Origin of the sequence: Paraburkholderia sp. EG287B (assembly GCF_040965595.1) — a bacterium.
Classification (GTDB): Bacteria; Pseudomonadota; Gammaproteobacteria; order Burkholderiales; family Burkholderiaceae; genus Paraburkholderia.
In genome coordinates this window covers 39,350-51,840 of record NZ_JBFRCG010000025.1, presented here as the reverse complement: position 1 = coordinate 51,840, position 12,491 = coordinate 39,350, and the positions used below count along the sequence as shown (strand labels likewise).

Sequence of the window (12,491 nt, the reverse complement as noted above, 5' to 3'; positions counted from 1 at the left end):
GCGCCGCCCCGCAGAACGTGTGGCGCGGCGGCGCGCGCGCCGCGCACGGAGGAGGGACATGACCGAATCGCACTACGCCGAAGCGGCGGCACACGCCGCGCCGCCTGGCGCCGATGGCGTGCGGCCGTTGCCGAACGGCCACCGCCTCGCCGGGTTCGAGCTCGACTCGGTGCTGGGCAAGGGCGGCTTCGGCATCGTCTACCGGGCGTTCGACCGCACGCTGCAGCGCGCGGTCGCGATCAAGGAATACATGCCCGCGATGCTCGCTTCGCGCGCCGGCGACTTCACGGTCGCGCTGCGCGCGGCGCGCTTTTCGCAGGCGTTCGACGCGGGCCGCGCCGCGTTCCTGAACGAGGCGCGGCTGCTCGCTCAGTTCGACCATCCGGGGCTCGTGAAGGTGCTGCACTTCTGGGAGAGCCACGGCACCGCCTATATGGTGATGCCGTTCTACGAAGGCCAGACGCTCGAGCAACTCCAGAAGCGCGGCAAGCAGATGAGCGAAGCGGCGCTGCGGCGCATGCTCGCTTCGGTGCTGGGCGCGCTGGACGTGCTGCATCGCGCGCAGTGCTTTCACCGCGACATTTCGCTCGACAACATCCTCATGCTGCCCAACGGCAACCCGGTGCTGCTGGACTTCGGCGCGGCGCGCAAGCTGATCGGCGACATGGTCGACGAGACGGCCATGATGCTCAAGCCCGGCTACGCGCCGATCGAGCAATACACCGACGATCCCGCGTTCAGGCAAGGACCCTGGACCGACATCTATGCGCTGGGCGCGCTCGCTTATGCGCTGATCACCGGTGAACTGCCGCCGGCGGCAGTGGTGCGCAGCATTCAGGATCAGTACCGGCCGCTGGCGGGCCGTGAAGCCGCCGGGCATGACGGGGAGCATTACGGCGAGCGCCTGCGGGCCGCGATCGATCACGCGCTCGCGCTGCGCATCGAGGACCGGCCCGATTCGGTCGGCGCATTTGCCCAGGCGCTCGACTTGCACGAGGTCTCGCCAAGCGTGTTCGTGCCCGCGGGCTATGATGCGCCCGCTCGCGCGCCAGGCATTGCCGCTGACGTTGAGGCGACGAGCGCGCGAGGCGACGCCACGCACGAAGCGCCCGCGCCGCAAGGAGAGACACCCGCCGCAGAGGCCGCGCCTGCTGCCGCCGATGCCACTTCCACTGCCACGAACGAAGGCGATGGAGCCGAAACACCGGCGTCTGTCGATGCCCGGCCGCATGACGACGCGGCGCCGCAAGCGCAAAACGCGTCAGCGCGAGAGGCCGCTCACGAGCAAGTTGCTGCCCATCCGGCCGGAGAAGTCTCCACGGAGACGGTGGAACGCCGTGAAAGTATGGTATCCGAATCTTTTCATCGGCATTTCAGTTGGCGCACGTTCCGCATCCCTGCGCTGGTCCTGCTGCTCATTCTCGTAGTGGGTGTTCCCGTTCTGCGGTTCGCGATTCACGCGCCGTCCGTTCCCCGGCAGGCGGCCGCGAGCCGCAGTGCGCCGCCCGCGCCGGCGAGCCATGCGCCTGCTCTCGCGCAGGCGCTTCCCGGCGCCAACGCGCCGGGGCAGTCGTCCGCGCAGGCGCAGCAGCAGCCGGGCGCGTCGGGGTTGATGCCCGCTGCGCCTGCGATGACCACCGACACGACCGTGGTGGAAGTCCAGGCGGGCAAGGACAAACCCCTCAACGCGACCGATGCGGCCACCGCCGCCGCGGCCACGGTGCAGCCGGCCCAAACGAACGCAGCGGCCCAGCCGCCCGCTGAAGCGCAAGCCTCGCCTGCGGTGTCCGACGCATCCCCGCCGGTCGTCGCGCAGGCGCCGCGTTCTTCGGTGCGCACGCCCGCGCCGCTGCCGCCTGTGCGCGTGCACTTCCAGATCGTTCCGTGGGGCGAGGTCTATGTCGACGGCGTGCGGCGCGGAGTCAGTCCGCCGTTTCGCACGGCGAGTCTGGCGCCGGGCACCCATCGCATCGAGATCCGCAACGGCACGTCGAAGCCGTACGTGCGCATGGTGACGCTCGATGCGGGCAGCGCGCCGCTCGAAATCAGCCATACGTTCGAGTAATTCCAGCAAGGAGACCGCCCGATGATCGACACCCTGCTCGCACCGATCAGCGCCGACGCGCCGTGCGGACCGGACCTCGAATACGACGCCGACTTTCTGGCGCTTCAGCGCAGCGCGGCCGGCAAGCCGGACGAGCAGTACGGCGAGACCCGCATCGCCGCGCAGCCGCCCGCATGGCGCGACGTGGAGCGTATCGCGCTCGCGCTGCTCGCACGCACGAAGGATCTGCGCGTCGTCGTGCCGCTCACGTATGCGTGGATCGACAGCCGCGGTTTGGAAGGCTATGCCGACGGGCTGCGTCTCGCGACGTCGCTGGTCGACACGTACTGGGAGCCGCTGTATCCCATGCTCGCCGTGGACGGCACGCCCGATCCGCTGCCGCGCTTCAATGTTCTCGCCGAGCTTGCCGGCCCGCAGGGCTGCGCGCGCGCCGCGCGCGAGCGGCCGCTTCTCGGCGCGCTGAGCGTGAGCGCGGCGCTCGACGTGCTGCAGCAGGGCGAGGGTGCCGATGGGGGGCACGCAGACACCTACGCCGGCGGACGCGAGCGGCTCGTGCGCGAGTGGCGCGACGCGCTCGAGTCGGCCAGCTCGGCTCTGCACGCGGGGCTCACGATTCGGGAGCAACTCGCGCATTTGCGGCGCATCGTGGGCGAGCGGCTCGGCGACGCGTGGACGCTCGATGCGAGCGCGCTCGAGCGGCAGCTCGCCACCCTGGCTGCGGCGCTGCCTTCCCGCAGGACAACGGAAGCGGCGCAGGCAGCCGCGCCGGGAGCCGGCGGGCAAGAACCGCAACCCATGTCGCAGCAGCGGGGCGCTGCGCCGCCGCCCGCCGCAGGCACAGCCAATGGCGCAAACGGCGCCGCGTGGCGCGACGCCGAGATATCGAGCCGGTCCGACATCGACTTCGGGCTCGAAAAGATGTGCCGCTACTTCGAGCTGTACGAGCCGAGCCATCCTGCGCCGATCTTTTTGCGTCGCGCGCAACGCCTGCTCTCGCTGAACTTCTACGAGATCTTCCGCGACATCGCACCGGAGAGCGTGCGCGAGCTCGACCATCTGAGTGGTCATCGCAACGAGTCGCCGCAATGATGCGCGGCGATGCACGACGGCGCGCGGCCCTGGATGCGCAACGGCCGCGCAGGGATCAACGCAGGGATCGATACGGTAATCGACCCCGTGAAGCGCACGAGTTGCGCGGGAGCTGACTCACATGTCTCGACACAAGTCACCGGCAGGAGCCCAGAAGTTCATCGGACGCAATCGCGCGCCCCGCGTGCAGATCGAATACGACGTCGAGCTCTACGGCGCGGAGCAGAAAGTGCAGTTGCCGTTCGTGATGGGCGTGCTGGCCGATCTCGCCGGCAATCGCAGCGATGCGCTGCCCGAGCTGGCCGAGCGCCGCTTCGTGGAGATCGACGTCGACAACTTCGACGACCGCATGAAGTCGATTGCGCCGGCGCTCGCGTTCGAGGTGCCCAACACGCTCACGGGCGACGGCGTGCTCGGCGTGGAGATCGCGTTCAACAGTATCGACGACTTCTCGCCCGCCGCGCTCGCGCGCAACGTCGAGCCCCTGCGGCGCCTGCTCGAAGCGCGTACCCAGCTCGCGAACCTGCTCTCTTACATGGACGGCAAGCGCGGCGCGGAGGCGTTGATCACGCGAGCGCTCGGCGATCCGGCGCTGCTGGCCGAGCTTTCCGAGCCGAGGGCGCTCGCCGGGCCGAAAGATGGGGACGCCCCGCCGCAACACGGCAATGATCCAAAGCACGACTAAAAGCAGGAGGACGAACATGAGCCGGACCGAGCCGCAAAACGCGCTGCAAAGCCCAGTCTCCACCTTGCCCGCAACCACGCTCAACGGCGACCAGTTCGCCGTGCTGCTGGAGCGCGAAATCAGCCCCAAGACCGAGCTTGCTCGCGAGGCGGTGCAGAACGCGGTGCAGACGCTCGCGCGCGAGGCGCTCGAGCACAGCGGCAGCGCGACGCTGTCGTCGGACGCTTACGAGGGCGTGCGGCAAGTGATCGCCGCAATCGACCAGAAGCTTTCCGCGCAGATCAACGCCATGCTGCATCACCCCGAGTTTCAGCGTCTGGAGGCGTCGTGGCGCGGGCTGCACTACCTCGTGAACAACACGGAAAGCGACGAGATGCTCAAGATCCGCGTCATGCCCGCAAGCAAGAAGGAGCTGGCGCGCATGCTCAAGCGCCACAAGGGTATCGCGTGGGACCAGAGCCCGCTTTTCAAGAAGATCTATGAAGAGGAATACGGACAATTGGGCGGCGAGCCGTTCGGTTGCCTCGTGGGCGATTATTACTTCGATCACAGTCCGCCCGATGTCGAAATGCTGCAGTCCGTTTCGAAGATCGCGGCGGCGGCGCACGCACCGTTCATCGGCGGGGTATCGTCCGCGCTCATGCAGATGGACTCGTGGCAGGAGCTCTCGAATCCACGCGACCTCACGAAGATCTTCCAGAACACGGAGTATGCCGCCTGGCGCAGCCTGCGCGAATCGGAAGACTCGCGCTATGTCGGGCTCGCGATGCCGCGCTTTCTCGCGCGGCTGCCTTACGGCGCGCGCACCGACCCCGTCGACGAATTCGAGTTCGAGGAGGAAACCGACGGCGCGAAGCACGATCACTACACCTGGACCAACGCGGCCTACGCGATGGCGGCCAATATCAACCGCTCGTTCAAGCTCTACGGCTGGTGTTCGGCGATTCGCGGCGTGGAGTCGGGTGGCGCGGTCGAGAATCTGCCATGCCATACGTTCCCGACCGACGACGGCGGCGTCGATCTCAAGTGTCCCACCGAGATCGCGATCAGCGACCGGCGTGAAGCGGAGCTGGCGAAGAACGGACTGATTCCGCTCATTCACCGCAAGAACTCCGACGTGGCGGCTTTCATCGGCGTGCAGTCGCTCTACCAGAGCGCGGAGTACCACGACCCCGATGCGACGGCCAACGCCCGGCTCTCCGGCCGGCTGCCGTACCTGTTCGCGTGCAGCCGCTTCGCGCACTACCTCAAGTGCATCGTGCGGGACAAGGTGGGCTCGTTCCGCGAACGGCCGGACATGGAGCGGTGGCTCAACGACTGGATCATGAACTACGTGGACGGCGACCCCGCGAACTCGTCGCAGGAGACCAAGGCGCTCAAGCCGCTGGCCGACGCGAGGGTGGAGGTGGAGGCCGTGGAGGACAACCCCGGCTATTATTCGGCGCGCTTTTTTCTGCGGCCGCACTATCAGCTCGAAGGCCTCACGGTGTCGCTGAGGCTGGTGTCGCGGCTGCCGGCGGTGCAGGCTTCAAGTTGAAGAGGATGACTGATCAAATGAACCCGGCAGCGTGATTCGCGGCCCGGCTCGACAGGCAAACAGGCAGGCAGACGGGAGAACCGCAATGGGCGTGGCGATGTTTATGAAGGTGGATGGCGCGACCGGCGAATCCGCCGACAAGCAGCACACCGGCTGGAGCGATATCCAGTCGTTTTCCTGGGGCGCGACCCAGCCGGCGGCGATGGCGACGGGCGGCGGCGGCAACGCGGGCAAGGCGAACTTCGACGACCTGGTCGTGAGGGCATACATGGACAAAGCGACGCCGGCGATCATCAAACATTGCGCGAGCGGCAAGCATCTCTCGAAGGTGGAGATCTCGTCGTGCAAGACGGGGGGCGAGCAAATCGAGTTTTCGCGGGTCACGCTCGAGGAGGTGATCGTCACCGCTGCGCGCGTGGTGGGCGCCGATGCGAGCGACGCCACCGACCGTCTCCTGATGCAATACGGCTTCCAGGCCGCGCGCGTGAAGAAGCAGTACTGGGAGCAGAACGCGAACGGCGGCAAGGGGCCCGAGGTCACGATGGGCTGGGACATCAAGAAGAACAGCGAAATGTGAGGTCCGCATGCCGAGTGCCTCCCATCCTCCGGACCCTTCGCGAACGCCAGCGGACCGCGCCGCACGCGTACGCCCGGCGGCGCCGATGTTGTTCGACCGCCTGAGGGAAGGCGCGCCGCAACGCGGCGCCGTTCACGCCGACGCGCTGCTCGATGCGGTGCTGCGCGATCTCTCGTGGCTGCTCAACACGGCCTGCGCGCTCGACGAGCGCAACGCGCGCCGCTATGCCGAAGCCGCCCGCTCGGTGCTCAACTTCGGCGTACCCGCGCTGGCGGGCATGCCGCTCTCCGGCATCGATACGCAATATCTGGAAGACGCGCTGCGCGAGGCGATCGTGTGCTTCGAACCGCGCCTGCAAGGCGGCAGCGTCGAGGTGCGCTGCGTGAGCGACGCGCCGCGCGCAAGACGGCACAACGTGCTGACCTTCGAGATTGCCGGGCGCCTCGCCTGTTGCGACCCGCCGCTTGCCATGCTGGTGCACACGGAGCTGGACCTGGATTCCGGCGTCGCGCTGCTGCGGCCGCTCGGCAGTGCCGCGCAGGCCGAGACCGACGATGCCCGCCCGCGACGCTAAGGAAACGCTGCCCTATGGATGCACGCTTTCTCGACTACTACAACCGTGAGCTTGCCTGGTTACGCGAATCCGGCGCGGAGTTCGCGCGCCAGTATCCGAAGGTTGCGGGCGGCCTCGGCATGCACGGCATCGACGTGGCGGACCCGTTCGTCGAGCGGCTGCTGGAGGGTTTCTGCTTTCTCACCGCGCGCGTGCAACTGAAGATGGACGCGGAATTTCCGCGCTTCTCCGAGCGGCTGCTCGACGTGGTGTACCCGGATCACCTCGCGCCCACGCCGGCGATGGCGATCGTCCAGTTCGAGGCCGATTCCGCACAAGGCTCGCTGAGCCAGGGGTTCACCGTGCCGGCGGGGACCAGTCTGATGGCGGCTGCGGCCGGCACCGCGACGGCCTGCGAATTCCGCACCGCGCAGCCGGTCACGCTGTGGCCGCTCACGCTGCGCGCGGTCGAACTCGCGCCCGCGCCCGCGGGCGTGCCGTCGCTTCCCGGCATGCCGCGTGCAGGAGCGGGTAGCGGCGGGGGCACCGGGCCGCTGCGGGCCTTGCATATCACGCTGGCAGCGCGGGGCGGGGCGCGGCTGAGCCAGTTGCCGCTCGACCAGTTGACGTTCTTCCTCAGTGGCCCGGATCGTCAGGCGATGCGTTTGCTCGAACTCGTCTGTGCGCGCTCGCTCGGTGTCGCGCTGCGCGAGGGCAAGGAGGGCAAGTGGCTCGGTGCACTGGGACCGCAATGCGTCGTGCACGAAGGATTCGATGCGCAGCAGGCGCTCTTTCCGCCCGGCGCGCGCAGCTTCGAAGGCTACCGGATCCTGCGCGAGCATTTCGCGTTCGCCGCGCGCAACCTCTTTTTCAGTGTGTGCGGTCTGCGCAGCGCATTGGCCAATGCGAGCAGCGAGAGCGTCGACCTCTTCGTGCTGCTGGACGGCGACGACGCCGATCTCGAACGCAGCATCGACGCGACGCACCTTGCGCTCGATTGCACGCCCGCGATCAACCTGTTCCCGAAGCGCACGGAGCGCGTCCCCGTGACGCCTGGCGCGAACGAGTACCGGCTGATGGTCGACCGCACGCGCGCGCTGGACTACGAGGTATTCGCCGTGAAGCGCGTGATCGGCCATCGCGCAGGCGCCGACGGCGACTGCGATTTCCTGCCGCTCTATACATCGGCCGCCGACGACGCGCAGGAATCTGGCGCCTGGTTCAGCTTGCGGCGAGAGGCGCGGCTCGTCGGCACGCAGGCGCGGCGCAGCGGCACGCGCTCGAACTATGCGGGCTCCGATGTCTACGTTTCGCTCGTCGATCGCCGGCGTGCACCGTTCGACGAACGTATCGCGCTGCTATCGGCCGATACCCTTTGTACGAACCGCGACCTGCCGCTGCATCTTGCGTCTGGCAGCGCCGGCGCTCTCACGCTGAGGATCTCCGCGCCCGTGAGCCGCGTGCGCATCGTGCGCGGTCCTTCGCCGCCCCGCCCGCCGCTCGCGCACGACGACGCGACGTGGCGGCTCATCGCGCATCTGGGGCTCAACTATCAGCCGCTCGCCGATATCGAAGACGAGGCCGGCGCCCGGCGGCTGCGCGAGCAACTGGAGATCTACGCCGATCCCGCGAATGCGCCGCTCGCGCAGCGCATTCGCGGCATTCGGGGTCTCGCGTGCCGGCCGGTGTTCAGACGCCTGCCGGTGGCCGGGCCGCTCGTCTACGGGCGCGGCGTGCGCGTGGAGTTGACCGTCGACGACCATGCGTTCGCGGGCGACAGTCCCTACGCGCTCGGCGCGGCGCTCGAGCAGTTCTTCGCGCGGCATGCGTCGATCAATGCGTTCGTCGAATTCGCGCTGTACTCGGCGCAGCGCGGCGAGATCGCCGAATGGCCCGCGCGGATCGGACGTAGGCCTGCGGTATGAATCGATCATCGGGATTCCGGAACATGAGCCAGCAAGCGCCGATCCCCGCCGGCCAGGACCGGTACCAGGTGTTCTGGCGGCGGCTACGAGCCGCGCCGCACGAGCATGACCTGTTTCATCTGCTGCGCTGGATCGACGCGCTCGCAGGCGGCGAAGCGCCGCTCGGCGAGGCGCAGCATCCTGCGGGCGAGCCGGTGCGGCTCGGGCAGACGCCGTCGCTGTCGTTCGCGCCTTCGATGGTCGCGGCGGTCGCTGGCGAAGAAGACGGGCACGCACCGGACGGACTGCCGCGCGTGCATATTCACGGCTTCGGGCTGTTCGGGCCGAACGGTCCGCTGCCGCAGCACGTGACGGAGTATGCGTACGAGCGCGCCCACAGCTTCGGCGACAACACGATGGGCGCGTTTGCCGACCTGTTCCACCATCGGCTGATCGTGCTGCTCTATCGCGCGTGGGCCGACGCGCAGCCCGTGGTCGGCCTCGACCGGCCCGGAGAGTCGCGCTTCGACCGCTATGTCGCGAGCCTCATCGGCCTCGCCGGCGCGCGGATCGCGGCGCCGCCGTTGCGTGCTCGCGACGTGCCGGGGCGCCACGCGAAGTACTTCCAGGCGGGCCACTGGGTGCGCCAGACGCGCAACCCCGAGGGGCTCGCGCAAATGCTGCGCCACGACTTCGGCGTGCCCGTGCGCATCGTCGAGCATGTCGTGCGCTGGATCGCGCTCGGCGAGCGTCAGCGCAGCGCGATCGGCGCCGTGCGAGGCCCGCGGCGCGGCGGCGGACAAGTCGCGCGCCAGCGTGCAACGGGCGCGGCACTCGGCGAGGGCGCGGTGCTCGGACGTGCGGTGCGCGACGCGCAGGGCAGCTTCCGCATCGTACTGGGGCCGCTGCCGCTCGCGCGCTACCAGGCGTTCCTGCCCGGTGGCACGGACTCGGCCCGGCTCGTGCATTGGGTGCGCGAGTACATCGGCGCCGAGTTCGGCTGGGACCTGCAACTCGAACTGGCCGCGTCCGCGGTGCCACGCGCAGCGCCCGGCGGCGCGGGCAGGCTCGGTTTGTCGACCTGGCTCGGGCGGCGCCTGAGCCATGAACCCGCGCGCGACCTCGTGGTCGATCTGGTTGCGCGTGCCCAAGGAGGCTGACGCGTGGCGCGCATCTTCACCCTCGAAAGTCCGTCAGGCGACGATCTCAAGTTCTACCGCCTGAACGGCGAAGAGGCGCTCGGGCGTCCGTTCGAGTGGCGCATCGAGGCGCTTGCCGCGAGTCACAACGTGTCGCTGCGCGAACTGCTCGGCAAGGCGGTGACCGTGCGCGTCGAACTGGCGGGGGGCGGGGAGCGCTACCTGAACGGCATCGTTTCGCGCGCCTCGTTGATCGGGCGCCATGCCGAGCGTTACTACGCTTACGAGTTGATCGTGCGGCCGTGGCTCTGGCTCGCGAGCCGCAGCGCCGACTGCCGCATCTTTCAGGAAAAAAGCGTGCCGCAAATCGTGCAGCAGGTGCTTTCTCCCTATGGTTACCCGATAGAGAACCGGCTGACCGAAACCTATGCGCCGCGCGAGTACTGCGTGCAGTACAACGAGACCGATCTCGACTTCGTCTCGCGGCTCATGGAGGCGGAGGGCATCTATTACCTTTTCCGCCATGAGGCCGGGACGCACACACTGGTGCTGTGTGACGCAATGGCTTCGCACGGCGATCTGCCCGGCTACGCGACGATTCCGTATATCGGCCGAGACCGCGCCGCGATCGCCGACGAGGAACACATCGACAGCTGGCAGCCGGTTCAGGAGGTGAGCGCGGGGCGGCGCGAGGCGAGCGACTACGACTATACGAAGCCGCACGCCGATCTGGGCGTGCAGCGCGCCGAGCCTCGCGGTCACGACCACGACGACTATTCGGTGTACGAATGGCCGGGTGGCTATCGCGACGACGCGCACGGCGCCCAGCGCAATCGCGTGCGCCTGGAGGAACTGCAGGGTATCTACGACCGCGCGCCGACCAGAATCGCAAATACCTGATCGTGCGTTGCACGTACCGCTTTCAGGAGAACCCATATGCAAGCCACACGGGCAACGAGCCCGTGCTGCACGAGGCCGATCTGCTCGCCCAGCCCGACAACCTGCCGTACCGTACGCCGCGCACGACGCCGGTGCCGCACACCAACGGCCCGCAGACGGCGGTCGTGGTCGGGCCGCCCGGTGAGGAAATCTGGACCGACCGCTATGGCCGGGTGAAGCTGCAATTCCACTGGGACCGTTACGGCCGGCGCGACCAGGACTCGTCGTGCTGGGTGCGTGTTTCGAGCCCCTGGGCCGGCGGCGGTTTCGGCGGCGTGCAGATTCCGCGCATCGGCGACGAGGTGATCGTCGATTTTCTGAATGGCGATCCCGACTATCCGATCGTGACCGGGCGCGTCTACAACGCCGCGAGCATGCCGCCCTGGAGCCTGCCGGTGAGCGCAACGCAAAGCGGGCTGCTCTCGCGCTCGACGCCCGGTGGCGCGGTGGAGCACGCGAACGCGCTGCGCTTCGAGGACCGCAAAGGCTCAGAGCAGTTGTGGATGCACGCCGAGCGCAATTTCGACGCGGAAACGGAGCTCGACCATACGCTTTCCGTGGGGCACGACCACGCACACACGGTCGGCAACGACGAGACGATGCAGGTGAAGAACAACCGGCAGAGGAGTGTCGGGCAGAACGAGACAGTCAGCATCGGGCAGCATCGGGTCGCGCAGATCGGCGGGAACGAGACCACCAGCGTAGGCGGAAGCCATAGTGTCACGGTAAAGGGCGACAGCACGCATACGGTCACCAACGGCAATCACAGCTTCACCGTGGCGAACGGGACGCATACCGTGCAGGTCGAACAGACCAGCACGCATGCGGTGGCCGCCGGTTCGCGCATCGTCGATGTTGCCGTGGGCGACTACAGCGTGACGGCGGCAACCGCGGTGCTCCTGTACGGCAAAAAGCAGGGTGTGGGCATCACCGGCGACGGCGGTGTCGGCATCACGGGCAGCAAGCTCGGCGTCGACGTGATCGGGAACGACGGGGGTATCGGCATCACCGGCGATGGCAAGGGCCGGGGCGTGGAGGTCACCGGGACCGGCAAGGGCGTCGTCATCACCGGCACCCCTTTTACGGAAGTCTATGGCACGACCAACGTGGACGTCTCGGCCCCCACCGTCAACGTGGGCGATCAGGACGTCAAGCAGGTCAACATCAACGCGAAGAAGATCGTCATCTCGACGCAAGGCGCGAGCATCGAGCTCGACGCGTCAGGGATCACGATTCAGGGGACGATTGCCCATATCAACTAGTCGCGCAGGGAAATGGAGAGGATCTTATGGACACTCACGCAGATCAGACCGATGAAGCGATGGCAACGCAAGCCGCGTCCATCGATCCCGGCACCATCGACGACGCTACACGCGCGAAGCTGCGCGCCCTGTTCGACGCGGGCGCGGCCCCCGGTCCGGCAGCGCCCGCGCGAGGGCCCGCCATCGAGAGGCTGCTCGCAGGCGAGGTGACCGACACCCATCATCCGGACAGCCCCGGCCGGGTGCGGGTGCGCTGGCACTCCGCCCAGGGCGACGCCGTGGAGTGCTGGCTGCAATGCCTGCGCGGGCAACGGCCGCGCAGGGGCGATCGCGTGCTCGTCGAGCAGCCGGCGAACTGGCCGGAGGCGCTGGTCACGGGGATTCTTTCGACAGGCGCCGCGGAGGGCGAAGCGGGCATCCCCGAGTCGCATGGAATGAACGGCGCAACCGAGGCCGCCGACACGCAAGCGAGCCAGATCGTGAGGCTCCAGCCCGATGAATGCGTGCAGATCGACGATGCACACGGCAAACCGCTCGTGCAGATTCTCGCTTCGAGCGCGGGGCCGGTGGTGCGCCTCATGAGCCCGAACGTCAACCTGGAGGCCGCGGGCAAGCTCAGCCTGCGTGCGCGGACACTGGAGCTGGAGGCGGGCCGCGGTGGCGTCGATATCCGCACCGAGGCCGATACGGTGGTGAGAAGTCGCTACATTCGGCTGAACTGACCCACGAGAGGATTGGGTG

The 12,491-nt window shown here is 68.1% G+C and carries 9 protein-coding genes and 1 pseudogene; all 10 read left to right on the top strand.

Annotated elements, in window-relative coordinates; genetic code table 11:
* The first annotated feature begins 58 nt into the window (after window positions 1-58).
* The 10 genes and pseudogenes from AB4Y40_RS35660 to AB4Y40_RS35615 all read left to right on the top strand — a co-directional run bounded on the left by AB4Y40_RS35660 (window position 59) and on the right by AB4Y40_RS35615 (window position 12,472).
* Window positions 59-2,065: a serine/threonine protein kinase gene (locus tag AB4Y40_RS35660; protein ID WP_368691859.1), complete on the top strand. Its 2,007-nt coding sequence runs from the start codon at window positions 59-61 to the stop codon at window positions 2,063-2,065.
* A 21-nt stretch (window positions 2,066-2,086) separates the two neighbouring features.
* Window positions 2,087-3,154, top strand: coding sequence for a type VI secretion system protein TssA (tssA, locus tag AB4Y40_RS35655; RefSeq protein WP_368691858.1), 1,068 nt, complete (start codon window positions 2,087-2,089; stop codon window positions 3,152-3,154).
* A gap of 121 nt (window positions 3,155-3,275) precedes the next feature.
* Window positions 3,276-3,839, top strand: a complete 564-nt coding sequence (gene tssB / locus AB4Y40_RS35650; protein ID WP_368691857.1) for a type VI secretion system contractile sheath small subunit — start codon at window positions 3,276-3,278, stop codon at window positions 3,837-3,839.
* A 16-nt stretch (window positions 3,840-3,855) separates the two neighbouring features.
* On the top strand, window positions 3,856-5,376 hold the full coding sequence (gene tssC, locus AB4Y40_RS35645) for a type VI secretion system contractile sheath large subunit (protein ID WP_368691856.1): 1,521 nt from the start codon (window positions 3,856-3,858) through the stop codon (window positions 5,374-5,376).
* Window positions 5,377-5,461: 85 nt separating this feature from the next.
* Window positions 5,462-5,953 carry a type VI secretion system tube protein Hcp gene (locus tag AB4Y40_RS35640; RefSeq protein ID WP_028207687.1) on the top strand — a complete coding sequence of 164 codons (492 nt, stop codon included), beginning with the start codon at window positions 5,462-5,464 and terminating at the stop codon, window positions 5,951-5,953.
* An 85-nt stretch (window positions 5,954-6,038) separates the two neighbouring features.
* Window positions 6,039-6,527 carry a type VI secretion system baseplate subunit TssE gene (gene tssE, locus AB4Y40_RS35635; RefSeq protein WP_368691855.1) on the top strand — a complete coding sequence of 163 codons (489 nt, stop codon included), beginning with the start codon at window positions 6,039-6,041 and terminating at the stop codon, window positions 6,525-6,527.
* Between the two features lie 14 nt (window positions 6,528-6,541).
* A complete protein-coding gene (gene tssF / locus AB4Y40_RS35630; RefSeq protein WP_368691854.1) occupies window positions 6,542-8,431 on the top strand; it encodes a type VI secretion system baseplate subunit TssF in 1,890 nt (629 codons plus the stop codon).
* Between the two features lie 23 nt (window positions 8,432-8,454).
* Window positions 8,455-9,570: a type VI secretion system baseplate subunit TssG gene (gene tssG / locus AB4Y40_RS35625; RefSeq protein ID WP_368691853.1), complete on the top strand. Its 1,116-nt coding sequence runs from the start codon at window positions 8,455-8,457 to the stop codon at window positions 9,568-9,570.
* 3 nt (window positions 9,571-9,573) lie between these two features.
* A pseudogene (locus AB4Y40_RS35620) lies at window positions 9,574-11,750 on the top strand (type VI secretion system Vgr family protein).
* A 26-nt stretch (window positions 11,751-11,776) separates the two neighbouring features.
* Window positions 11,777-12,472, top strand: coding sequence for a hypothetical protein (locus AB4Y40_RS35615; RefSeq protein WP_368691852.1), 696 nt, complete (start codon window positions 11,777-11,779; stop codon window positions 12,470-12,472).
* Window positions 12,473-12,491 lie beyond the last annotated feature (19 nt).

Excerpts from the sequence above, each read along its gene's own strand:
- tssE (WP_368691855.1), top strand. The coding sequence starts at position 6,039 with ATGTTGTTCGACCGCCTGAGGGAAGGCGCGCCGCAACGCGGCGCCGTT.
- tssF (WP_368691854.1), top strand. The coding sequence starts at position 6,542 with ATGGATGCACGCTTTCTCGACTACTACAACCGTGAGCTTGCCTGGTTA.
- tssC (WP_368691856.1), top strand. The coding sequence starts at position 3,856 with ATGAGCCGGACCGAGCCGCAAAACGCGCTGCAAAGCCCAGTCTCCACC.
- AB4Y40_RS35615 (WP_368691852.1), top strand. The coding sequence starts at position 11,777 with ATGGACACTCACGCAGATCAGACCGATGAAGCGATGGCAACGCAAGCC.
- tssB (WP_368691857.1), top strand. The coding sequence starts at position 3,276 with ATGTCTCGACACAAGTCACCGGCAGGAGCCCAGAAGTTCATCGGACGC.
- AB4Y40_RS35660 (WP_368691859.1), top strand. The coding sequence starts at position 59 with ATGACCGAATCGCACTACGCCGAAGCGGCGGCACACGCCGCGCCGCCT.
- tssG (WP_368691853.1), top strand. The coding sequence starts at position 8,455 with ATGAGCCAGCAAGCGCCGATCCCCGCCGGCCAGGACCGGTACCAGGTG.
- tssA (WP_368691858.1), top strand. The coding sequence starts at position 2,087 with ATGATCGACACCCTGCTCGCACCGATCAGCGCCGACGCGCCGTGCGGA.
- AB4Y40_RS35640 (WP_028207687.1), top strand. The coding sequence starts at position 5,462 with ATGGGCGTGGCGATGTTTATGAAGGTGGATGGCGCGACCGGCGAATCC.